At 68.7% G+C, this 23,719-nt stretch carries 18 protein-coding genes and 1 tRNA gene; 12 read left to right on the top strand and 7 right to left on the bottom strand.

What is annotated here, in order from left to right:
* Window position 1 precedes the first annotated feature (1 nt).
* From RM25_RS09305 to RM25_RS09290, 3 genes are all read left to right on the top strand, one after another.
* Complete coding sequence (locus RM25_RS09305; RefSeq protein ID WP_157761757.1) at window positions 2-1,135, top strand: SpaH/EbpB family LPXTG-anchored major pilin; 1,134 nt, start codon at window positions 2-4, stop codon at window positions 1,133-1,135.
* Complete coding sequence (locus RM25_RS09300; protein WP_041704255.1) at window positions 1,024-1,500, top strand: SpaA isopeptide-forming pilin-related protein; 477 nt, start codon at window positions 1,024-1,026, stop codon at window positions 1,498-1,500. The genes RM25_RS09305 and RM25_RS09300 overlap by 112 nt, the downstream gene beginning before the upstream one ends.
* Before the next feature lie 1,405 nt (window positions 1,501-2,905).
* Window positions 2,906-3,832: a class C sortase gene (locus RM25_RS09290; protein ID WP_013161815.1), complete on the top strand. Its 927-nt coding sequence runs from the start codon at window positions 2,906-2,908 to the stop codon at window positions 3,830-3,832.
* Here RM25_RS09290 and upp read toward each other — a convergent pair.
* Window positions 3,775-4,401 (bottom strand): uracil phosphoribosyltransferase, encoded by a 627-nt coding sequence (gene upp / locus RM25_RS09285; protein ID WP_171035519.1) that lies wholly within the window; start codon window positions 4,399-4,401, stop codon window positions 3,775-3,777. The two genes, RM25_RS09290 and upp, sit on opposite strands and share 58 nt — an antisense overlap.
* Before the next feature lie 203 nt (window positions 4,402-4,604).
* On the opposite strand from upp, the gene RM25_RS09280 reads away from it, so the two are divergent.
* The 5 genes from RM25_RS09280 to RM25_RS09260 all read left to right on the top strand — a co-directional run bounded on the left by RM25_RS09280 (window position 4,605) and on the right by RM25_RS09260 (window position 9,812).
* Window positions 4,605-5,333 carry a tRNA adenosine deaminase-associated protein gene (locus tag RM25_RS09280; RefSeq protein WP_013161813.1) on the top strand — a complete coding sequence of 243 codons (729 nt, stop codon included), beginning with the start codon at window positions 4,605-4,607 and terminating at the stop codon, window positions 5,331-5,333.
* Window positions 5,334-5,383: 50 nt separating this feature from the next.
* Window positions 5,384-5,836: a tRNA adenosine(34) deaminase TadA gene (gene tadA / locus RM25_RS09275; RefSeq protein ID WP_414102691.1), complete on the top strand. Its 453-nt coding sequence runs from the start codon at window positions 5,384-5,386 to the stop codon at window positions 5,834-5,836.
* A 57-nt stretch (window positions 5,837-5,893) separates the two neighbouring features.
* Window positions 5,894-5,981 (top strand) — tRNA-Ser (locus RM25_RS09270).
* Window positions 5,982-6,311: 330 nt separating this feature from the next.
* Window positions 6,312-8,216, top strand: a complete 1,905-nt coding sequence (locus tag RM25_RS12000) for a hypothetical protein (protein WP_052809177.1) — start codon at window positions 6,312-6,314, stop codon at window positions 8,214-8,216.
* 15 nt (window positions 8,217-8,231) lie between these two features.
* Window positions 8,232-9,812 carry a potassium/proton antiporter gene (locus RM25_RS09260; protein ID WP_044636361.1) on the top strand — a complete coding sequence of 527 codons (1,581 nt, stop codon included), beginning with the start codon at window positions 8,232-8,234 and terminating at the stop codon, window positions 9,810-9,812.
* A gap of 81 nt (window positions 9,813-9,893) precedes the next feature.
* On the opposite strand, the gene RM25_RS09255 is transcribed toward RM25_RS09260, so the two are convergent.
* Window positions 9,894-10,493, bottom strand: coding sequence for a LytR C-terminal domain-containing protein (locus tag RM25_RS09255; RefSeq protein ID WP_080713614.1), 600 nt, complete (start codon window positions 10,491-10,493; stop codon window positions 9,894-9,896).
* A 432-nt stretch (window positions 10,494-10,925) separates the two neighbouring features.
* On the opposite strand from RM25_RS09255, the gene RM25_RS09250 reads away from it, so the two are divergent.
* The 4 genes from RM25_RS09250 to galK all read left to right on the top strand — a co-directional run bounded on the left by RM25_RS09250 (window position 10,926) and on the right by galK (window position 15,471).
* Window positions 10,926-11,216, top strand: a complete 291-nt coding sequence (locus RM25_RS09250) for a FeoA family protein (RefSeq protein WP_036943338.1) — start codon at window positions 10,926-10,928, stop codon at window positions 11,214-11,216.
* Between the two features lie 256 nt (window positions 11,217-11,472).
* Complete coding sequence (gene feoB, locus RM25_RS09245; protein ID WP_036943342.1) at window positions 11,473-13,359, top strand: ferrous iron transporter B; 1,887 nt, start codon at window positions 11,473-11,475, stop codon at window positions 13,357-13,359.
* A 201-nt stretch (window positions 13,360-13,560) separates the two neighbouring features.
* Window positions 13,561-14,133 (top strand): NifU family protein, encoded by a 573-nt coding sequence (locus RM25_RS09240; protein WP_013161806.1) that lies wholly within the window; start codon window positions 13,561-13,563, stop codon window positions 14,131-14,133.
* 189 nt (window positions 14,134-14,322) lie between these two features.
* Window positions 14,323-15,471 (top strand): galactokinase, encoded by a 1,149-nt coding sequence (galK, locus tag RM25_RS09235; protein WP_080774600.1) that lies wholly within the window; start codon window positions 14,323-14,325, stop codon window positions 15,469-15,471.
* Window positions 15,472-15,687: 216 nt separating this feature from the next.
* On the opposite strand, the gene RM25_RS11995 is transcribed toward galK, so the two are convergent.
* The 5 genes from RM25_RS11995 to RM25_RS09210 all read right to left on the bottom strand — a co-directional run bounded on the left by RM25_RS11995 (window position 15,688) and on the right by RM25_RS09210 (window position 23,706).
* The gene (locus RM25_RS11995; RefSeq protein ID WP_013161804.1) at window positions 15,688-17,460 is read right to left on the bottom strand and encodes a serine/threonine-protein kinase; all 1,773 of its coding nucleotides are present in this window, start codon (window positions 17,458-17,460) and stop codon (window positions 15,688-15,690) included.
* A 124-nt stretch (window positions 17,461-17,584) separates the two neighbouring features.
* Window positions 17,585-19,369, bottom strand: a complete 1,785-nt coding sequence (gene pknB, locus RM25_RS09225) for a Stk1 family PASTA domain-containing Ser/Thr kinase (RefSeq protein ID WP_044636358.1) — start codon at window positions 19,367-19,369, stop codon at window positions 17,585-17,587.
* Between the two features lie 91 nt (window positions 19,370-19,460).
* Complete coding sequence (locus tag RM25_RS09220; RefSeq protein WP_013161802.1) at window positions 19,461-20,885, bottom strand: peptidoglycan D,D-transpeptidase FtsI family protein; 1,425 nt, start codon at window positions 20,883-20,885, stop codon at window positions 19,461-19,463.
* A complete protein-coding gene (locus tag RM25_RS09215; RefSeq protein ID WP_036943234.1) occupies window positions 20,882-22,270 on the bottom strand; it encodes an FtsW/RodA/SpoVE family cell cycle protein in 1,389 nt (462 codons plus the stop codon). Before RM25_RS09215 ends, RM25_RS09220 begins: the two co-directional genes overlap by 4 nt.
* Entirely contained in the window at window positions 22,267-23,706 is a 1,440-nt protein-coding gene (locus RM25_RS09210) for a PP2C family protein-serine/threonine phosphatase (protein ID WP_048735396.1), read from the bottom strand. Before RM25_RS09210 ends, RM25_RS09215 begins: the two co-directional genes overlap by 4 nt.
* Window positions 23,707-23,719: the final 13 nt, after the last annotated feature.

Raw genomic sequence — 23,719 nt, 5'->3', positions numbered from 1 at the left:
AATGACAACGACACTGACGAGAAGAACGCGGTGGTGGCGCAGATTCGGTGCCGGCGTCGTGGCGATGGTCATGGCATCCCTGGCGATGTTCGGCGCCAGCCGGGCCTCTGCGGCCGACGTGGGTAATCCGGCCACGATCGACCCGGGCGCCACCGGAACCCTGAACGTCAACAAGCGGGTGAATCCCACCGGCACGCCGACGCCGGGCAACGGCCTGGAGCAGGCCAATGTGACCGGCGACCCGCTGGGTGGTATCGAGTTCGTGGTCAAGCAGATCCCCGGCATCGACCTGACCACCCAGGCGGGATGGGACGCGTTGGCGGCGATGACCGTCGACCAGGCGCGAACCGCCACGCAGAACGTGGCCGGCAGCTCCCAGACGACCAACGCCGCTGGCCTGGCCAGCTTCACCGGCCTGCCGCTGGGTGGCTACCTGGTGCAGGAGAAGCTCACCCCCGAGCAGCTGGCGAGCGGCCTCACCCCCTCACCCGACTTCGTGGTGACCCTGCCGCTCACCCATCCCACGGACCTCAATGCGTGGCTGTACACGGTGCACGTCTACCCGAAGAACGCCAAGTCGTCGATCACCAAGACCGTCGACGACGCCGCGGCCAAGGTGCTCGGTGACCCGGTGAACTGGACGATCCTGGGCGACATCCCCAGCACCGGCGCGACCGACAGGTATGTGATCACCGACGCATTCGACTCTCGTCTGGACTACGTCTCGGCCACCGTCAAGCTGAGCAAGGGGCAGGTTGCGCTGGCGCCTGAGGACTATGTGATCACGCCGGCCCAGGGCACCACGGCACTGGCGGTCACCTTCACCCCGGCGGGCCTCGCGAAGCTGTGGCAGGCCAAGAGCGCAGACAACTCGGTGCAGGTGCAGGTCGACGTCTCCACCAAGGTGGCGGGTGACATCGGTGACGGCATCATCCTCAACGACGCCAGGCTGTTTCCCTCGATGTCGGTTGATCCGGGCGATCCCCAGAGCGGTGTCTCGGTGGCCGATCCCCCGGTGACCAAGTGGGGCAACATCGAGATCACCAAGAAGGACGCCGGCACCACCATGCTGGCAGGCGCCCAGTTCCGCGTGTATCCCACGCCGCCGACGCCAAGGCCGGCACCAACTGGCTGACCATCGACGGCGTCGACTCCTGGACCACCGATGACCAGGGCAAGGCCATCATCGCCTCACTGCGCTATTCGGACTTCGCCAACAACGCCCAGGTGGCATCCGGTGAACCGGGCTACAACGAGTACTGGCTGGGTGAGATCAAGGCGCCCGACGGCTACGAGCTGCAGGCCGAGCCCGTGCAGGTGGTGGTGGACCAGCTGACGAACCAGGTCTCCGTCACCAATGTGAAGCACAACGTCGGCTTCCAGCTGCCGATGACCGGTGGCACCGGAACCCTGGTGTTCATCATCGTGGGCCTGGCGATCATCGGCGTGGCCACCGTGGTGCTGGTGCGCTCGCATCGACGCAGCAGGCAACTGGCCTGATCGTCGTTGTCGGCCGGCTCCCCGTGGGCTGAACCGCTGGCTCATACGACGCCGGGATGGGGTTTCGCTCCCCGTTCCGGCGTCGTGTCATTTCGGCCCACGAGTCGGGTGTGATGTCGAGGGGTGGCGACCCTGCCAATGGTGCTGGCGCACAGAATACATTCCTCGGCCCATGGCGCCTGGCAGCGCAGGGCAATTTCTCATCGCGCCTGACGGGGATGGCCGCGAAGAAGTAATGCCGGCACACCGATACGTCCGCATGCGTGTCGACCATTTTCGCGGGTGCAGATCCAGAGTGATGTGCGCAAACATGTGGAGGTCCGGGCCTGACCCACGTCCCCTCGTCCGGCCTGCACCATTGCACAATGCATGCGTGCATAATGCAATAGGGTCCCGAATTGTCCGTACATGGCAGGCGATTGGCGGTGCCGTGCCGCGGGGCATCCGAGAAATATGGCTGGCTGCGTCCCGGTGGAGGCTCCGGCACCGGTGTATGCGCCCGCCGGCGCCCTGTCCTGACGGCGGGTGAGGCCGGATTGTGCGGGTCCGGTGTGCGGCTCGGATGATTGATTTACAGGGGTCGGTAATCCACGGTGTCCCGGCGGCGGGACGGCTTTCTGTGTCGCGGCCAATGATCCCCGGGGGCGGATCGATGTCGACAGCGATCGGCCCATGATGGTTGATGGCAGGCAATGCGTTATCGCATGGTGAGTGATTTGCCGAAGGTGCTGCGAATATCGCGTGTCACGAAAGTATCTGACGGTGCACAATCCCCGCGGGATGCCGCCCGTGGCACCCGGTTGATGTGCCGATCGCCATTGCCAAGTGCCGCTCCGCTTCTTATTGTTTGTAGTGAACCTGTGGTCCCCACAGTTCTGTGAACCCCCGCGCAGAAGGAGCCATGGAATGGCCGAGGACAACCATTCGAATGCACGACGCAATGGCATCCGACCCACCGTCGCGGAGCGCTCCTCCTGGCGCACCGCACAAGGCCCGTTGGCCAGCGTCGTGCCGATCGGCGTGGGTGGTTGGCCTCGTCCCATCCGGGGGAACTCGCACGAGCTGGGCGTCGCAGCGAACAGTTCGGTGCCCGCGAGCACATCCGGCTCGCAGTCTGCGCCGGATGCCACAGGTCCAGTCGTCATTCCGGCCACGAGGCGAGTGCCGGGCGACGACGCGGGCGGCATGGCCACGACAACCCCCTGCTGAGGCCATGACCGGTGATGGCGCCGGGATGGAGGGGTCCTTTCGCTCCATCCCGGCGTTTCCGCGCAGGGAACGGGGCGGTGCCCTCAGCGCCACGGGCGTTTGACATCATGGAAACCAGCTTCATCGATGACCGCATCGTCGAGTCCGGTTTCCCCAGGCGCCGGGCAGGCCCGGCCCCGAAACGGAGACCCCCACGATGAACGCCGCTCGCCAGGCCCGTCGGCCCACCACCCGCCCTGCGGGCTGGGATCGCGTGCTGATCGCCGGCCTGGTGCTGCTGGGCGTGCTCGTGATGTGCTATCCCTCGGCGGCCTCATGGTTCTCGGCGCGCGCCGAGCGCGACGCCATGCACTCCTATGCCGAGGCCGTCGGCCGCATGAGCCCCGAACAGCGCGCTGCCCTGCTGAAATCTGCCGAGGACTACAACGCGTCGCTGCCCGGTGGGTTGATCATCGACCCGTTCACCAACACGGCTGGCGTCGAGCCGATGGTGCTCGACGAGCCCGCCAGGCTCTACCTGGCCCAGCTCAACGCCGAAGCCGACGGCGTGATGTCAACTCTCACGATTCCCCGCATCAACCAGAGCCTGCCGATCTACCACGGTGCCACCGAGGCGGCGCTGCGCAAGGGCGTCGGCCACCTGTACGGCTCGTCGCTGCCGGTGGGCGGTACCGACACCCATGCGGTGCTCACCGCCCACGCCGGCCTGGCGGAGGCCGAGCTGTTCACCCACCTGGACAGGCTGCAGCCCGGCGACCTGTTCTCGTTGACCACCATCGGACGCCAACTGCACTACCGGATCATCGGCAGTGAGGTGGTGGAACCCTCCCAGGTGGCCACGCTGCGTCCCGCGCCCGGGCACGACCTGGTGACGCTGGTCACCTGCACGCCCATCGGCGTCAACAGCCATCGCCTGCTGGTGCACGCCGAGCGCGTCGACATCATTGACCAGACCGGTCCCGGCTCGCCGGGCGTCGGGTTGGGATTCCCGTGGTGGGTCATCCCGGTGGGGCTGGCCGCCGTGGCGTTCGTGTACACATTGGGCCGCACGATCGTGCGACGTCGCTATTCGGCCAGCCCGTACAGGCGGTCACCGGCATCGCCCAGGCCGGGAATGATGTAGCCGTGCTCGTTGAGGTGGTCGTCGACGGCAGCCACCACGAGGGTGCAGTCGATGCCGCGGTCCTCGGTGAGTTCGCGCACCCGCTTGATGCCCTCGGGGGCCGCCAGGATGCAGATGCAGGTGATGTCGTCTGCGCCGCGATCGGCCAGGAAGCTCACGCAGCCGGCCAGTGATCCGCCGGTTGCCAGCATCGGATCCAGCACGAAGCACTGGCGTCCCGATAAGTCGTGGGGCAGTCGCTCGGCATAGGTGGTGGGCTGCAGCGTGGTCTCGTCGCGGGCCATGCCGACGAAGCCCACCTCGGCGGTGGGGACCAGCCGCGTCATGCCCTCGAGCATGCCCAGGCCGGCGCGCAGGATCGGCACCACGAGCGGCTTCGGCTTGGCCAGGGCACTGCCCTTGGCCCGTGCCACCGGGGTGTCCACCTCAACATCGGTGAGGAGCACATCACGGGTGGCCTCATAGGCGAGCAGCGTCACCAGTTCGGCAACGAGCAGCCGGAAGGTGGGACTCGGTGTGCTCGCCTCGCGCAGGTGCGTGAGCTTATGGGCCACCAGAGGATGATTCACGACGCGCAATTCCACAACCGCCAGCCTCCCACATCCGCCGGATCGTGCGCGCGCCGACGACGCACGCGGATGGCGCTGGCCCCCACGCCGGCCGTTCGTCGCACCGTGACGCGGCCACCCATTGGACGCTGTACAACCCGGGGGGTGCGCGCTTTGGTCCGGCATGGGATATTGGGGTCCATCGCGAGGTAAAGGGGGCTGCCGTGACCGGGGACAAGAAGAATGACAAGGACATCGACGTGACCGATGTCGACCATGCCGATGTTGACGACACCAGTGCCGATCGTGCGGGCACCGCCGATGACCTGGACAGCCTCGACGACGACGACAACGAGCTGGACGCCAGCGTCGTGACCGACGACTACGACGACGATCTCGACGACGACAGCGATGATGACGACGACGATGACGACAGCGACGATGATGATGACGACGATGATGACTATGACGACGCCACCTCGGACGAGATCGACTTCGTCGTAGCCCTCTACCGCGAGGGCGGGGAACCGACCGTCACCGAGCTGCCCGATATCTGCGCCAACGACCTCGACGAACTGGTCGCCCAGCTGCGCCGGATGCCCGGAGACGTGGGCGCCGTCGGTGCCGTGAGCATCAATGGCGAGTTCTTCGTGCTGTGCCGGGTGCGCGGCAACCAGATCCAGGTGCTGCTGAATGACGCCGTGGCCTCCAACGACTGGCCGATCGCCCGTGACGTGATCGACTTCCTCGGGCTGGAGGTGCCCGATCCCGACGACGATTCCGAGCCGGTTGGCGATCTGGACATCCTTGCCGACCAGGGCGTCAGCGATTTCGAGATGGAGTCCATCGCCGAGGACTTCGACGAGGATTCCGGCGAGCTGGTCGGACGCGTGGTGGAGGACATGAAGTTCACCGAGCCGTTCGACAAGGCCCTCGGCGACGATGGCCCCTGAGCGGGTGACGCTGCGCGCCCGGGGTGGCCGACGCCGATGAGGCGACGTCGGTGAGCAGGTGGGACGCCGACATGGCGTGTGCCCTGGCGCTCGCCCGTGGGGCGGGCGCAGCGGGCGATGTGCCGGTGGGTGCCGTGGTGCTTGATGGGAACGGTGTGCTGCTCGGCGAGGGTGGGAACCGTCGCGAGCAGGACGGCGACGCCACCGCACATGCCGAGGTGCTGGCCATCCGTGCCGCGTGTGCGCGTCGTGGCGCGTGGCGCCTGGACGACTGCACCCTGGTGGTCACCCTCGAGCCCTGCACGATGTGTGCCGGTGCGCTGGTGAATGCCCGCATCAGGCGCCTGGTCTTCGGCGCCTTCGACCCCAAGGCGGGCGCGATTGCCTCGCTGTGGGATGTGGTGCGCGATCCGCGCCTCAACCACCGTGTCGAGGTGGTCGGCGGCATCATGGCCGACGACTGCCAGCGCGTGCTGACCGATTTCTTCGCGACGCGTCGCTGAGCGCGGGGATCGGCGCTGAGTGGCGCAGGGAGCGATTGCACTTGTAAGCTGTTCCGCGGTGACGTGTCTGAGCGGCCGAAAGAGCTCGCCTCGAAAGCGAGTGTGGTGCAAGCCACCGAGGGTTCAAATCCCTCCGTCACCGCCACAGGGAACCCCCGGGAGCATCATGCCGGGGGTTTCTGCTGTTTCCGGAGCCCGGTCGTTCGGCAGGACGGGCACGTTCCCGGCCTTGTGGGAGGCCTGTGCGGGCCTCATAGCGCATCAGTGAGGTCACTGGTCGGCGTGTCTGCGCGTTTCAGAGCCGCCGCGGGCGTAGGTCGCAATCCGGTAGTCTGGTCGGGCGTTGAGCCGGCGGCACACAATACTGCCTGCCCGCTGGCGAGGCGCGCGGGCCGTCCACCCACCATGATGGCGTGTCCCATGCGTTTCCCCTCGGGGGGCGCAATCGGTTGATGAGTCGTCGGAAGGAGGGCAGATGTTCGGCAGGAAGTCCAGGAAGAAGGCCGCAGCGCAGGCGACCCCTGACGCTGAGGTGCGCGCCGACGACGCCGTTTCCCCGGCGGTCAGCGAGGGGGGCGCCGATCAGCCCGCCAAGGGCCCCGGCAACGCTGCCGGCAATCCCGACCACATCGCTGCCGGCGATCCAGACCACATCCCCGCGGGTTCCGTGCCGGATACGGACGTATCCCCGGCCACCGACTCCGCAGCTGCGACCAGTGACGTCCCCGACGGTGACCACGGTGAAGACGCCACCGGGGAAGCGACGACGGGGGACGACGGCTCCCGGGCCGTCATCGCCCAGGCGATCTCCGAGGACGCCGACCACCCCCAGCCCGACCAGAACGATGCCGCATCGACCCTGACGCAGATGGCCGCGATCGACGACCAGTCGTCGCAGGCCGGAGCACCTGAACTTGAGGGCCCCGGGCCCGAGGCCGAGCTGGACGCCGCCCCTCAGGAGCCCGAGCTCGATGAGCCGTCTGACGACGCCCGGAGCGGCGACGCCCAACCGGACAGCGCCCAGCCCGAGGACAGCCAGCCCGCCGGCACACCCGAGCCGGCCGAACCGGCCACGCAGGCTGAGCTGCCCGCGCCCGCTGGGGAGCCCGCGCTCGACGCTGCCTCGCCGGAACCCAAACTTGCCGCGGCCGACCAGGATTCCGAACTCGAGCCGCAGGACGATGAGCCCGAACTCGAGCAGGCCCCCGACGCCGTCGACTCCGTGACATCGCAGGCCCAGTCACCGGAGGCTGCAGATACGGAAGCTGCGGACGAGGATGGTGCGGACGCGGAAGCTGCGGATACGAAAGCTGCGGATACGGATGGCGAGGCCGCCGGGAGCGAGCCGACGCCCGACGATTCCGCCATGGCGGATGCCGCATCCGACGATGGACCCGCCGCCTCCGACGAGGCCGGCGCGGACGTCCCGGAGGCGGAGGAGCCCGCAACGCAACCGGCACCCGACGATGCGTCCAGCCAGCGACCAGAGCTTGTGGCGCCCGTGCTGGCGGCTGCCGCCGACGCCCCGGAAGCCGACGCCTCCAGTGATGACTTCGTGGGGTTGGAATCGACCACGCGCGTGCGTCGTTCGCTGCCGCTGGCCATCTTCTCCTTCGTCGTCGGCGTGGTGCTGATCGGCATCGCCTTCCTGTGGTGGCGCTTCAGCACCTCCCTGCAGGCATCCCTGTGGCTGGTGCTTGCGCTGGCCGAGCTCGTGGTGGGATTCGTCATGCTGCGCCACCTGCGCTTCGTGGTGCGGGTCAGCGAGGCAGGCATCTCGAACCAGGGGCATTCGCCGTGGGCACTGGACGCCGACCAGATCGTCGACGCCGGAGTGCAGCCCGGAAAGCACCCCACGTTGTGGGTGATGCCCACCGACGCCGCCCCCAAGCAGCCCAATGGCTACGCCTCGGCGGCACTGGTGCCCAAGGGCGCCAAGCTGGCGCCGCTTGACCCGGCAATGGCCGATGTCATCGAAAGGGCGCTGGGCCAGTGGCACTTCGCCGCCCCGCGCCACGACACGGCCCCGGCCGGCCCCGAGACAACACCGCGCATCCCATCCGGGCACGACGCCGCCCCGGCGTCGGCACCCGATGTCCACCAGGACGGGACGGCCCCCACGTCGATGCAGGCCACCGTGGGGAACAAGACCGCGCAGGACAAGACCGTCGGCGTGCTCGATCCCGAGACCGCCGCCTGGCTTGCCGGCTTCGATGACCCCGACGAGGGCGGCGAGCACTACGTGCCCCGCTACGCCCGCCCACAGGCCCGTCACACCGAGGGCGTGCCGATGGCCGACTGGCCCACAGAGCCGATGCGTGCCCTGACCCCCGAATACCTGGCCCAGATCAAGGCCCAGCTCGACGAGAAGTCCAAGTAATTCCGGAGGGGGCCCATGTCAGCTTTTGACCTGACGCTCTTATTGGGCTCCGCCGTGGCATTGGTGGCCGTGGCGGCCGCGCGCCTCGGCTCCCGTGCCGGCGTACCCGCGCTGCTGCTCTTCCTGTTCGTGGGCATCGGCCTGGGCTCCAGTGGGCTGGGCATTGACTTCAGCGACGCCACCATGGCGCACAACCTCGGCTTCGCCGCCCTGGTGCTGATCCTGGCCGAGGGCGGCCTCACCACCAAGTGGTCGTCGGTGAAGCCCGTGCTGGGCATGGGGCTCATGCTGGCCACGGTCGGATCGCTGGTCACCATTGCCGTGGTGGGCCTGTTCGGGTACTTCGTGCTCGGCCTGCCCCGATCCGTGGCCTTCCTGTTCGGCGCCGTCGTGGCGCCCACCGATGCCGCTGCGGTGTTCGCGGTATTGCGCGCGGTGCCCCTGCCGCCCACCGTGCGCGCCGCGCTCGAGGCGGAGTCCGGCTTCAACGACGCCCCCACCGTGTTGCTGGTGATCGCCGGCACCAACTATGCGATCGGCGTGCAGCCCGCCGGCGGTGTGATCGGGCTGGCCGGCACCGTGGTGCTCGAGTTGGCCTCCGGCGTCCTGCTCGGCATCGTGATGGGCTGGCTCGGCGTGCAGATCATGAAGCGCCTCTCCCTGCCCGCCTCAGGCCTGTACCCACTGGCGACGATGGCCTGGATCGTGTTCACCTATGGGCTCGGCGAGCTGGCCCACGGCTCGGCCTTCGCCGCCGTGTTCGTCTGCGCGATGATCCTCGGCAACGCACAACTGCCACACCGCCACGCCACCCGCTCCTTCGCGGAGGGCATCGGCTGGGTGGCCCAGATCGGCCTGTTCGTGATGCTCGGGCTGCTCATCGAGCCGTCCAGGATCACCTTGCACGATGTGCTGATCGGGCTGCTGCTGGTGGCGGTGATCAGCCTGTTCGCGCGCCCGGCCGCGGTCTTCGTCTCGGTGGTCTGGTTCCACGTGCCCTGGCGCGAACAGACCTTCCTCAGCTGGGCCGGCCTGCGCGGGGCCGTGCCGATCATCCTCGCCACCGTGCCGCTTGCCTCCCAGATGCCCAAGGCCGACGAGCTGTTCGACATCATCGTGATCTTCGTGATCGTCTCGACGCTCGTCCAGGCGCCCTCGTTGCCGATCGTCGCCCGCGGGCTGGGGCTGGAGAACCCCTATGCCGCCACCGACGTGGACATCGAGGTGGCGCCGTTCGAGGAACGCCGCGCCGACCTGTTGCAGGTGAACATCCCCGCCGGTTCGAAGCTGGCTGGGGTGGCCGTGCGCGAACTGCGGCTGCCGCCCAATGCGATCGTGGCGCTCATCATCCGCGGTGACGAATCCTTCTCACCCGATGGCCACACCACGCTGCTCAAGGGCGACGAGGTGCTGGTGGTGACGCCGGCCAATGTTCGCGACAAGGTGGAACGCCGCCTCACCGACCTGGGGCGTGGGGGACGCCTGGCGATGTGGCATCGCGGCGGTCGTCGCTGGACGCGGGCCCAACGGCGGGCCCATGCACAGGCACGACGGCTGCAGGCCCAGGCCGACAAGCAGGCCGGCACCGCCCAGTAGCTGCCCCGTCGTCGCCCGGCTGGCAGGGTGGGGGGTGCGGCCGGGTTGGCAGGGTGTCGCGAGGGAACGGCAGGGCGTTGATCAGTTGCCGGTGCTGGCCGCGCCGGCGGGCAGGCAGATCACGCCATTGGGGATCGGCACGGTGCGCTCGGCGCTCTGCAACGGCATGGCCGAGGTGTCGGAGACGATCACGTCGACGCGATGGTCGGGGCGTCCGTCGGCGGTCACGGTGGCCCCGGGGAAGAAGCCTGCCACGAGCTGCACCTCGGGGTCCTCGGTGCTGGTGCCGACGATGGTCACCGGCACGGTGACGCCCGGCGCCGGCGTGGCCTGCGATGACGGCGAGGGACTGGCATTCCCGGTGGAGGCGACCACGAAGCCCTGGGCGCGCATGATGCCGGCAACCTCATTGGCCCGTCCACGCACGGTGCCCGCATTGATCACGCGCAGCTGCACCTGGCTGGTGCTCAGCTGGCTGGCGGACTGGGAGACGCACGGCGGCACATTCGCTTCCGGATGCATGAACGCCCGCCATCCCCACCAGCCGCCCAGAACCACGATGCAGGTGACAACGGTCAGGATCAACGGGGTGCGCCATTTGTGCACCGGGTACCTCTTTCTGCTCAGGGGTGGGGGACTCAGGCGCACCGGGGTGGGTCGTGTCCTACTGTCGTCGATCATATGGCCGCGTCCTGTCCGAACCGGGGTATCTAAGAGGGTTCTCAGCACCTTCTGTGCACCTTCTTAGGTGCGCCATGTCCGGGGCCTGTGAATGGGGCGTCCGGGCGGCTGCGCAGGGGTCGCCGGGCCTGGTCCACCGATGCGCGATGGTGACGCAAACCCGGGTCGTCAGGAAAACGATGACCACCTGATGGAATAAATGGACCCCCCGCTGGTGTCACCCCTTCCGCTGTGTTAGCTTAGGCATGCCTAAGTAAGCTAGATGTGAACAGCTTGGTTGCACGGATCGGGAATAAACCCCCTCACGCCGGCCAGGTCGCCACTTGAGCCGGGTGATGGAGCCCGGTACTGAGGAGCTTCGATATGTCAGCCAGAGTCGTTCCCGATGAGTTCACCGCCGAGACCACGCAAGCCGTCGCGTCCTTCGAGACCGTGGGTTCCAAGATCGTGCCGCTGAGCAATCTGCATGCCGGCGACGTCGGCGTGATCTGTCGCCTCGACGAAGAGGCTGACGAGTCGATCACCCATCGCCTCCAGCTGCTCGGCTTCGACTGCGGCCGCGAGGTCTGCCTGATTCGCCAGGCGCCGCTCAGCGGTCCCATGGTGTTCCGCGTCTGCGACGCCCAGATGTGCCTGCGCGAGGCCCAGGCCGACATGATCTACGTGCGCATCCCCGATGATGCCGCCCAGGTCGTTGCCGACGCCGAAGCCATCGTCGCCTGATTCACCCCGCGGCCCATTGCCTCCAGCAGTGGGCCGCCTCCTTGAGCGGCCCGACCCCGAGTCGATGGGCCGCAATCCCACCTCGGACGAAACCGTCCGAACGCCAGTCGGCGGTGCCGTCCTGCCCGGATCCGCGCCGTCCGCATCCGCCTCAACCCGTCATTGGGAGCCCATTTTCATGTCTTCGGTCGTTGACGCCTCTCGTCACTCAACACCAGGTGCCCCGGCACCGAGTGGCACTGCGCAGATTGCCCTCATCGGTTCGCCGAATGGTGGCAAGACGTCAGTGTTCAACCGGTTGACCGGCCTTCATGCCAAGACCGGCAACTATCCCGGCGTCACCGTCTCGCGCACCCGCGGCGTGATGAAGGTGCACGACCACACCTACAACATCGAGGACCTGCCCGGCTCGTACTCGCTGACGCCCATCTCGCCCGACGAGCAGGTCGTCTCCGACATGCTCAACGGCAAGCTCGAGGGCGTGGGGGAACCCGACGCCCTGCTCGTGGTGGCCGATTCCACCGCGCTGCGTCGGTCGCTGTTGCTGCTCAGCGAGGTACTGCCGCGCCACAAGCCGACGGCCCTGGCCGTCACGATGACCGATGAACTGCGCCGTCGCGGTGGCGTGCTCGACATCGAGGGCCTGTCGAAGGCACTGGGCATCCCGGTGGTCGCCGTCGTGGCCAACCGTGGCATCGGCATCCCCGAGCTGCGCAAGACGCTCACCGAATGGCAGGACTGGTCGCGTCCGCCGATCGACCCGCCGGCCGATCCGGCAGAGCTCGCCGGGTGGGTGGACTCGATCCTGGCCAGCGCCGGCTACGAGGGTCCCAACCCCGACTCGCGCACCGAGAAGATCGACAAGGTGCTGCTGCACCCGGTGTGGGGCACCATCATCTTCTTCGCGGTGATGTTCCTGTTCTTCCAGGCGCTGTTCACCTGGGCGGCCCCGCTGCAGGACGCGATCGACACCTTCTTCGGCTACCTGGGCGGGTTGGTCGACGAGCACATCTCCAATCCGGTGCTCGGCGGCCTGCTCGGTGACGGCATCCTGGGCGGCGTCGGCTCGGTGCTCACCTTCGTGCCCCAGATCCTGCTGATGTACCTGATCCTCGCGTTGCTCGACGCGGTGGGCTATATGTCCCGCGCCGCCTTCCTGATGGACAAGGTGATGAGCAAGGCAGGCCTTGAGGGACGCGCCTTCGTGGCGGTGCTCTCGTCGTTCGCCTGCGCCATCCCCGGCGTGATGGCCACCCGCACCATCCCGTCGTCGAAGGACCGCATCGCCACGATGCTCGGCGTGCCGCTGGCCACCTGCTCGGCCCGGCTGCCCGTCTACCTGCTGCTCGTCGGCATGCTCGTGCCCAGCGAGGCGAAGCTCGGACCGGTCAGCTGGCAGGGCATCACGATGTTCCTGCTGTACCTGCTGGGTGGCGTGGCCGCCATGACCGCCGCCTGGGTGGTCAAGAAGATCACCGACCGCTCCGGCGCCGTGCTGCCGTTCTACATGGAGATGCCGCCCTACCGCGTGCCCACCCCGCGCTCCGTGGGCATCGCCATGTGGGAGCCCACCAAGGCGTTCCTGCGCAAGGCCGGCACCATCATCATGGCTGCCACGATCGTGATCTGGGCCCTGACGACCTTCCCGATGCGCTCTGACGAGCAGCTGTCGGCGGCCGGCGTCGATCCGGGCGATGCCGTGGCGGTCAGCGCCTACACCATGGAGAACTCGGTGGCCGGCCATGTGGGCCGCTTCGTCGAGCCCGTCTTCGAGCCGCTCGGCTTCGACTGGCGCATTGACGTGGCGCTGATGGGCTCGTTGGCCGCCCGCGAGGTTGCCGTCTCGTCGCTGGGCCAGATGGCGGCGTCCAGTGACCCCGAGGCCACCGATGACGTGGCCAGCCAGTTGGAGGGCTGGACCTACACCCAGGGTCCCAGCGAGGGCCAGAAGGTCTTCACCCCCGCCACCACCGTGGCACTGATCCTGTTCTTCGCCTTCGCCCTGCAGTGCCTGTCGACGGTGGCGATCATGAAGCGGGAATCCGGGGGATGGAAGTGGCCCTCGATTGCGTTCGGATACATGTTCGTCCTGGCGTGGGTGATGGCCTTCATCGGCCACACGATCACGCTGTTGGTCACCTAGATGAAGGTTCGCACAATGTTCTCGCACCGGCACCACCCCGCTTCCAGGGTCCCCACGGGCCGTGGACGGGGTGGTCCCGTGTCTGTCGGGGTGGCTGCGGGGCCATCCTCCGGTCTTGAGCAGCTGATGGCGCGCGCGGGGCAGTCACCCGCCCCACGCCCCGACGCCGGCTCACGTCAGGCAGGCCCGGCCGGCGGGCGGATGGACTGTCCACCACTGCGCGACCCGAGTTCGGCCACGCCTCCCGGGGTCATTGCGCTGCACCCCGAGGCCACCGACGATCCCGCCACCCTGCGGTGGGTGGTCTCGCACCACATCCTTCCTTTCGCCGGCACCCTGGCCTCCGCGCCCGGACTCGACGATCTGCTGGCCGATCGCGTGTCGCGCGTGGTCGTGGGCCCCGACACCCTGTTGGTGACCCTGGCCCCGGGGAGCGACTGGGCCGAACTGGGACCGGTGGTGCGCCGCGCCCTGATGCGGGCGCTGGGGCACACCGATGCCTGGGTGGGCGCCGCGGATGCGCGCGTCCTCAGCGGTGATGACGCCCTGGGCGTGTGCGCCGACGAACTCATCGAGGGCCCGATCGGCGATATCGCCCGCGCCCACGGTGGTCACATCGCCCTGGCCGGGGTACAGGACGGCGTGGTCACCGTGAAGATGTCGGGGGCCTGCCGCGGGTGCCCCGCAGCCGTGATCACCATGCACCAGAGGCTGGAGCACCAGCTGCGTCGCCGGGTGCCCGGATTGGTCGACGTGCGATCGATCAACGGCTGAGTCAACTATTCTCGGCTGGTCCGGACGCCCCGGAAGCTGCGGATGGCCCGGAGCCATGTGAGAAAGTAGAGCCCATGACGACCCAGCACAGTCACCCTGCCCGGTGTCCCATCAGCTCGCGTCCCATCGGTTCGCGTCCCATCAGCTCGTGTCATATCCGGGGGTGCCGCTGACGTGGACGCCCAGGGCATGGCGGAGATCTTCCCGCAGCACTTCAATGCACGTCCCACCGGTGTCTGGTCTGCGCCGGGTCGCTTCAACCTGATGGGCGAGCACACCGACTACAACCGTGGCTTCTGCCTGCCCGTGCCGCTTGACGCGCGCACCTTCGTGGCGGCCCGGGCCCGCGACGACGAGCGCATCCGCCTGGTCTCCCTCAACATCGAGGGCGATGTGGACGTGGAGCTGTCCGCCGTGGATGCCGAACGGCCCGGGGGCTGGGGCGCCTATGCGGCCGGCGTGCTGTGGGCATTGCGCCAGGCCGGGCATCCGGTGCGTGGCGTCGACATGGTGATCGGATCCACGCTGTTGATCGGGGCGGGACTGTCGAGCTCGGCGGCGCTCGAGTGCTCGGCGGCCGCCGCTGCGTCGGACCTGTTCGGCCTCGGCCTGCTGGCCGATGATGCCGGACGCAAGCAACTCGCCGTCGCCTGCCAGACCGCTGAGAACGAGATCGCGCTGGCACCCACCGGCGGGGTCGACCAGACCTCGGCGCTGCGCGGGAGCAGGGGACATGCCCTGCTCATCGACTTCCTCACCGACGTGCTGCGTCCGGTGCCCTATCTGCCGCAGGACGCCGGCGTTGAGGTCTACATCATTGACACCGGCACGCGTCACTCCTTGTCAGCGGGCCATTACGGCAATCGCCGTGCCGAATGCGAGCAGATCGCCCGGATGCTCGGCGTGGACTACCTGCGCCGCATCGACGAGGCCGGCCTGCCCGAGGCCATCCGTCGGCTGAACGACCCCACACTGGCCAAGCGGCTGCGCCATGTGGTCACCGAGAACGCCCGCGGCGTGCGCATGGCCGACGACCTGGAGGCCGGCGACTGGCGGGCCGTTGCGCAGGCCATGACCACCGCCCACTACTCGATGCGCGACGACCTGGAGGTGAGCGTGCCCGAGGTCGACCTGGCCGTGGACACCGCGCTGGCCGCCGGCGCCTGGGGCGCCCGACTGGTGGGTGGCGGCTTCGGCGGCTGCGTGCTGGCCGTCATGCCACGGGGCAGGGGCGATGAGCTGCTGCACGCCGTCAGCGACGCCTACGACCGTGCCGGATATGCCACCCCGCAGGGCTTCGTCGGCGAGGCCGGCAGCCCCGCAGCGCGCGACCTCTAGGGACGGGCCCTCCCGCGGGTGCGCCCGGGCCGATGGGCCCGGCGGCCGCCCGTGGGGCCTGACACGTGGCCAATCCTGACCAGCAGGCAGGCCCTTTCAGCAGGCAAGCCCTGACCAGTAGGCCAGCCCGCGTGGCAGTCATGCCCGGGCAATCAACGCCGGCCCATCAACTTCGGATCAACCCAGCGTGCTTGGGGACGCAGCGCCCCCAGCACTTCAATTGCCCGCAGCGGGCGAGGTCTGCGCCTGGGGACTGGCCGTCGTGGTCACGGTCGCCGCAGGCTGGGTCTCGGTGACCGTCGCCGCCGGTTGCGTCGGCTGGGTGGTCGCCGAGGGGGCATAGGTGGTGGCCGGAGCATAGGTCTGGCTGTACGTGGGCTCGCTGGTGTTGCTGTAGCTCGCCGTGGCGCTCGGGCTTGGCGTCGTGGTCATGGTGACGGTGGTGCTCGGGGCCGGCGCGGTGTCGCGGCCGCGCTCGGCGAAGGCGAACCAGACCGCACCGATGAGGATCACGATGATGATCAGCGCCAGCAAGATCCTGCGGACGCGCTGGCTGCGTTGGCGTTGCTTGTTCGCCGCGGCGGCATCGGATGCATCGGCCGGACGACGCACCACCGGACGCGTCGAACTCGTGGAGATGGCGTCGTCGGTGCTTGCCCCCGCCGGGGCACCCGTGGCGGGAGCCGTGGTGTTCGTGGCGTCGATCAGCGTGGTGCGTTCGCTCGGGGTGGTCGGCGCCGGAGCCGCACCGGCAATCGCCACGGTGGGCGCATTGCCATTGGTGGCCGGCGTCACGGGGATCAGCGAGGTGACGACCTTCTGGGCGTCGGCGGCGTTGCTGTCGATGGCACGCAGCGCCTGCTCGGTCTGGCGCGCATTGGGACGCCCGGCCGGGTCCTTCGACAACAGCGCGGTCACCAGCGTCTCGAGCGCCTCGGGGGTGTCGGCGCGCAGCTGGCGCAGTGGCGTCGGCGTGTCGTACACCTGGGCACGCGCCACCGCGATGGGTGACTCGCCCGGGAAGGGCGGACGTCCGGTGAGCACGGTGGTGATGAGGCAGCCGAACGAATACATGTCGGAGGCCTGGCTCACCCGGTTGCCGGAGGCCTGCTCGGGTGACATATAGGCCGCCGAGCCGATGGCGGTCATCGTGCTGGTCAGCGAGGTGCCCTGCTGGTCGTTCAGCCGGGCGATCCCGAAGTCGACGATCTTGGGCGTCGAGTGCAGCGACTTGGTGGCCAGCACCACATTGGCCGGCTTCACGTCGCGGTGCGTCACGCCGATCGCGTGGGCAGCACCCAACCCGGCGGCCACCTGCGCCAGCAGCGGCACGGCCACGGCATAGGGGATGGGCCCCTCCTGGTTGACCACGGTCTGCAGGTTGGGCCCGTGCAGGAACTCCATGACGATGAACGCGGTGTGCCCGTCGACGCCCGAGTCGTAGATCTGCACCACATTGGGATGGTCCAGCCCCGCGGTGGCGACGGCCTCGCGGCGGAAGCGGGCGCCGGTCGCCGGATCGGCGCTCATGGCCAGGTTGACGGTCTTGACGGCCACCTCGCGCTGCAGCGTGGCGTCGTAGGCGCGCCACACCTGCCCGATCGAGCCGGCTCCCACCCGCTCGACGAGACGGTAGCGGCCGTCCTGGAGCGTGGCGATCGGCGTCTCATGGGCGATGTCGTCGGTGCCCGTGTCGTCGGCACCCTTGCCGCTGGTCACAGGACCGCCGGCGCCAGGGCTGGCGGCAGCAGGACCGGTGGTCGAGGGCTCGGTGGGCCGGGGCTGGCCAGCGGTGGTGCCGGAGGCGGCTGCGGGGGCGTCAGTGGCCGGGAGGTCGGGACGCGTGCCGCTCGCCGGTGTGGCGTCGGCGCCCTGCCCGTCGGAGGCCGGCTGGACACCCGCGCCGGAGGCCGGCTGGTCACCTGCGTCGGGGGACGGCTGGTCGCCCGGGCGGACCGGCGGGCGGCCGGTGGCATCGTCGTTGCTCACGTTGTCATTCTCCCGCAAATCGCTGTGTGGAATCCATCGGGACGTGGCAGGTGGACCCTGCCAGTGGTGCCCGTGCGCGTCCGCCGGGAAATTCCGGTGGGAACCATGACCCTAGCGCCGTCGGCTAACTCGAACGTGACGGCGAGGGGGTCAGTGACGGCGAGGGGCTGGGCGAGACGATCTGGCCCACCAGGATGTTCACCTGGTCGGTGCGCAGATACGACGTGCCGGCAGTCGGTGTCTGCTCGCACACGATGCCGCTCTGGCACTGCGCGACGGGGGTGGACTTCACATTGTGGAATCCGGCCTGCGACAACAACTTGATCGCGGCATCGGCGCTCACCCCTAGGCTGCTCACATCGGGCACCGACGAGCGTCCGGTGGCGCGGTACAGGGTGATCGGGCTGGCGGGATCGACGGTGGCGCCGGCGCTGGGGTCGGTGGCCACGATGGTGCCGGCGGCGCTCTCGGTGCCCTCCTGGGACTCGCTGGCGTCCTTCGTGGCGATGGCGGTGAACCCGGCCGAGGTGAGCATCTGGCGGGCCACGTCCTCCGTCTTGCCGCGCACATCGGGCAGCCTGGTGGCCGCCGGGCCGTCATTGATCTTCACCGTCACCGTGGACCCCACGGCCACCGTGGTGCTGGCACCCGGGTCGGTGGCGACCACGCGTCCCTTGGTGTCGGCCGGGCCGGACTGGTGCTCCACCTTCGGGTCGAGCTTGGCATTGCGGATGGTCGAGGTGGCCTGGTCCTCGGAGAACCCGATCACCGCCGGCACCGTCGTATCGGGGGTGGCCTTGTTCGAATCGGAGTTCATCCGGAACAGCACCACGCCCATCACGGTGAGCAGGATCACCAGGAGGCCGATCAACAGCGCGGTGGGCGCACTGACCCGGCGCTTCTTCTTTTTCTTGGGCGCACGCGGGGCCTCGACGGCCCGACGCGGTGGCGTGGTCGGTGCGCTGAGCGGCTGGGAGGCCGAGGGCAGCACGGTGGTGGCGTCGGTGGCCGACGGCATCGCGAAGGGTGCCGGCACCACGGCGGTGGCGCCAGTGGCCGCCTCGCCGTTGAGCACGCGCAGGATGTCGTCACGCATCTCGGCGGCGGTCTGGTAGCGGTCGTTGGGGTCCTTCTCCAGCGACTTCAACACGATCGCGTCGATGTCGGGGGTGACCTCCGGATCGAGCCGGCTGGGCGGCACCGGCTGCTCGCGCACATGCTGGTACGCCACGGCCACCGGTGAATCGCCGATGAACGGGGGACGCCCGGTGAGCAGCTCGTAGAGCAGGCAGCCGGCCGAATAGATGTCGGAGCGCGAATCGACGGTCTCGCCGCGGGCCTGCTCGGGCGACAGGTATTGCGCCGTGCCGATCACGGCGGCGGTCTGGGTCATCGTCGCGGAGGTGTCGGCGACGGCCCGGGCGATGCCGAAGTCCATCACCTTGACCTGGCCCGACGGGGTGATCATCACATTGGCGGGCTTGATGTCGCGATGGATGATGCCGTGCTTGTGCGAGAAACTCAGCGCGTCGAGCACGCCGGCGGTGTATTCGAGTGCCTTCGCGGGCACGATGGTGCGTCCCTCGTGCAGGATCTCGCGCAGCGTGTGGCCGCTCACGAGCTCCATGACGATGTAGGGGCGCATCACGCCGGTGGCGGAGTCCTCCTGGCTGCCGGTGTCGTAGACCGACACGATATTGGGATGGTTCAGGCCGGCGGCCGATTGGGCCTCACGCTGGAAGCGGGTCTGGAAGGTGGGATCGGTGGCCAGGTCGGCGCGCAGGCGCTTGACGGCCACCTCGCGGCCCAGGCGCAGGTCACGGGCCTGCCACACCTCGGCCATGCCGCCGCGTCCGATGACGCTGCGCAACTCATAGCGATCGCCGAGCACGATGGGTGAGTCGGTCATGCGGATGCTCCTTTCGGGGCAGTGGGTCGGGCAGTCGTCGGGTGCGGGGCGGGCCTTTGCCCTCGCAGCGCAGGCAATACCTGTGAATATCTCACGACTGCACCGCCTGGAAGACGCGCTTGGCGGCCACGGTGGCATTCCCGGTGGCCGATCCGGCCTGGTTCGGGTTGGCCAGGAACACCGACAGGGCGACGTGGTGCTCCTTGTCGAAGCCGGCGAACCACGAATAGTCCGAGGCCCCCGGCAGGTTCTCGGCGGTGCCGGTCTTGCCACCGATCGTCTGGCCGGCGATCTGGGTGGCGGTGCCGGTGCCGGACTGCACCACGTGCACCATCATGTTCTGCATCGACGCCGCGGTCTCCTTGCTCACCGCATTGCCGCGGGACTGCGGATCGTGCTTGGTGAGCACATTGAGGTTGCGGTCGCGCACCTCGCTGACCACATAGGGCTGCATGAGGTTGCCGTCGTTGGCCAGCGCGCCGGCCACCACCGCCATCTGCAGGGGAGTGGCCGAGACGTCGTACTGGCCGATCGAGCTCATCGCGAGCTGCGAGGCGTCGAGCTGGGCGGGGAAGGTGCTGGTGGCCGAGGTGAAGTCGCCGGTGAACGGCGACTCGAAGCCGAACTTGTCGGCCTGGGCGCGGATCTTGTCGGCGCCCAGCTCCATGCCGAGGTTGGCGAAGGCGGTGTTGCACGACACCGTCAGCGCATGGTCAATGGTTGACGTGGAGCCACCGCAGTTCACTGCATTGGGCAGCACGCGGTTGGTGTTGGGCAGCGGCAGCGTCACCGGCGACGACACGGTGGAGGCGGCGCTCTTGCCGTTCTCCAGTGCGGCCGAGGCCACCACGAGCTTGAAGGTCGATCCCGGCGGATAGATCTGCTGGGTGGCGCGGTCGCTCATCGGGTTCGACGGGTCGCCGACCAGGTTCTGCCATGCGGTCTGGGTGGCCGGCAGGTCGACGCTGGACAGCTGCGAGGGATCGTAGCTGGGGGAGGTGACCCAGCCCAGGATGGCGCCGGTGGTGTAGTCATAGGCCACCACGGCACCGGTGCGTCCACCCAGCGCGTCCGAGGCGGCCTGCTGCACGGCGGGGTTGATGGTGGTCTGCACGGTGGCACCCTGCGGATTCTTGCCGGTGGCCTCGTCGATCATGCGGCTGAAGAACTGGGAATCGTCCTGGCCCGACAGCTGCGAGTTGTAGCTCTGCTCCAGCCCGGTGCGTCCGTAGATATAGGAGTAGAAGCCGGTCACCGGGGCGTACAGCGCGCCATTGGAATAGGTGCGCTGGGTGCTGAAGCGGTTGCCGCTCACCGCCACGCTCTGGGCGATCGGCGTATTGCTCGCCAGGATCGAACCGCGGTCGGTGTTGAACTGCGAATCGGTGACGCGCCGGTTGCTCGGGTCGTCGTTGAGGCCCTTGGAGCGGAAGCCGTAGTTGAAGGTGGCATTCACCAGCAACGCCAGGAACATGATGGCGGCGATCAGGCTCACCCCACGCAGTGACTTGTTCATGGCTCCACCCTTCCGATCATGGCGGTGGGGGCCGATTCCATGTCGGGATCGGGGTTGCTCGCGGCCGCGGCCGGGCGCCTGCCGGCGTGGGAGATCTGCATCAGGGCGGCCACGATCACCCAGTTGGCCACCAGCGAGGTGCCGCCCTGCGACAGGAAGGGCGTGGTGAGTCCGGTCAGCGGCAGCAGGCGGGTGACGCCGCCGATGATGGCGAACACCTGCAGCGCGAAGGTGAAGCTGAGCCCGCCGGCGAGCAGCTTGCCGAAGACGTCCGACGAGGTCAGCGCCGCACGCAGGCCGCGCGCCACGATGAGCCCGTAGATGAGGATCAGCGCCATCAGCCCGGTGAGGCCCAGCTCCTCGCCGATCGCCGAGGCGATGAAGTCGCTCTGCGCCAGCGGCACCAGCGAGGGACGTCCCAGTCCCCAGCCGCGTCCGAACAGGCCACCCCATGCCATGCCGTACTGGGCCGAGATCACCTGGCCGTTCTGCTCGGGATCGCTGAACGGATGCAGCCAGGAATCGAAGCGCACCTGCACGTGGCCGACGAAGTTGAACGCGAACACGGCGGCGATCAGGAACAGCACGCCCCCGATCACCACCCAGCGGATCTGGCTGGTGGCCACGTAGAGCATCATCACGAACAGCCCGAAGAACAGCAGGGCCGTGCCGTAGTCGTTCTCGAAGACGATCACCGCCACCGCAGCGGCCCACATCACCATGATCGGCAGCAGGTCGCGCCCACGCGGGATGCGGACGCGTCCGATCGTCAAGCCGGCCAGCTGCAGCAGGTCACGATGATCGGCCAGATAGGACGCGAAGGCCAGGGTCAGCACGATCTTGGCGACCTCGGCGGGCTGGAAGCTCATGCCGGCCACGCTCACCCAGATCTGGGAACCGTTGAGCGCATTGGCCTTTGAGGCCAGGCCGGGCACCAGCGGCATCAGCAGCAGCACCAGGCCCAGCAGGAACAGCACATAGGGGTAGCGCTGCAGGTTGCGGTAGTCGCGAACGGCGAACAGCACGCCCACGAACAGCAGCACGCCCAGCGCGGTCCACATCAACTGGCCGTTCACCAGGGTGGACGCCGGGGGGTCCTGGTCGAGCCGGTAGATCATCGCCAGGCCCAGGCCGTTCAGCGCGATCACGCAGGGCAGGATCACCGGGTCGGCGTAGGGGGCGCGGATGCGCACCGCCAGGTGGGCGATCACGCACAGCGCCAGCCAACCCAGGGAGACGCCGATCAGGCCCGCCGGCAGGCCACCATGCATGTTGATGGTGGTGATCACGAACCCGCCGATGCCGAACAGGGAGGCAACGATGATCAGCGCCAGCTCGGTGCCGCGGCGCTTGCGGTAGACAACCACCGGGGTCTCGGTGCTCATGGGCAATCCCCGGTGTTGACCGGTGCCCCGATGGACCCGGCGCCGCCCGAGGCACTTGCCGACGCGCTCGCCGATACGGCGGCGGAGGGCTGCGGTGAGCCGGCGGCCGAGGCGGAACTGCGCGCCTGACGCGTCGCCACGCAGGTGGAGGCCACCTCATCGAGGTAGTTCGCCTGGTTGCGTGCCTGGTCGAGCGAGCCCGCATGGATGCTGCGGCCGCGCACCTGGTCGGCGTAGTAGCTGGGGAGGTCGGAGATCTGGGTGGAGTGCTGCTCGGCCAGGGTGCCGAGCCGCACGCCCACCACCGAGTCGGGAAGTCCCTTGTAGATCGCCACCTGGCCGCCGGCCGGGGCGATGTAGAACTGCGTGGTCACATAGTGGTAGGCCCCGAACAGGCCGCCGCCGATGAGCACCAGGGCCACCGCGATGGCGGTGATCCACGGCCACTTGCGGCGACGCCGGCGCGTCATCGGCGTGTAGCGGATGCGCTCATCGGTGTCGGTGCCTGCCATCGGGGCGCTGGTCCCCGAGGCACCTGTCACCGGAGCCGCAGCGTCCGGTGGGACGGCCTGGTCGCCGGGTTCCGGGACGCCGGCGGCGTCGACCGCCGGCACGATCGCGGTGGGGCCGTTGTCGCCGGGGACCCCGGCGGGGGCCACCTTGGGGATGTCCACGTGCTCTGCCGCGCCCAGGGTCTGCGGCGGGGCTGCCTGCAGCGTCGGGTCGAAGGGGACGACATCGGCCAGGATCAGGGTGATGTTGTCGTAGCCGCCGGCGCGGTGGGCGGCGTCGACCAGTGAGGTGACGGCCCGGTCGAGCGGATGGCCCAGCATCAGCTCGCGCATCCGCTGGTCATCGACCAGCCCACACAGCCCGTCGGAGCAGAACAGGAGCCGATCGCCGGCACGCAGCGCCAGCGTCGGGTAATCGGGATCGTGGGTCGGCTGGCCGTTGAGCACCTTGAGCAGCAGCGAGCGGTGCGGGTGCACGGCCGCCTCGGCCTCGGTGATCTTGCCGTCGTCCACCAGCGACTGCACCCACGAGTCGTCATGGGTCAGGCGCGCCAGGTCGCCGTCGCGCAGCAGGTAGGCGCGCGAATCGCCGATGTGCACCATCTGCAGCACACCCTGGCCGTACATGGCCCCGCACACCGTGGTGCCCATGCCGTCGAGCTGGTGGTCCCAGGCGATGAGATCGGCCAGCCGGTCGTTGGCGCGATTCATGGCGCCGGCCAGCACCTCGAGCATCTCGTCGGGCGGCCTGGGCGCGTCGGAGCGCTTCAGTTCCGCGATGGCCACCGAGCTGGCCAGGTCGCCGGCAGCGGCCCCGCCCATGCCGTCGGCGACCACCAGCATGGTCGGTGACACATAGGCCGAGTCCTGGTTGTTGCGTCGCACCGGGCCGGTCTCGGAGTGCGCCCGGTAGTCGAGGCTCAATCCACCGGATGCG

Source organism: Propionibacterium freudenreichii subsp. freudenreichii (assembly GCF_000940845.1).
In the GTDB taxonomy this organism is placed as follows: domain Bacteria; phylum Actinomycetota; class Actinomycetes; order Propionibacteriales; family Propionibacteriaceae; genus Propionibacterium; species Propionibacterium freudenreichii.
The sequence above is the reverse complement of the archived record's forward strand: the minus strand, read 5'-3'. Positions and strand labels throughout refer to the sequence as shown.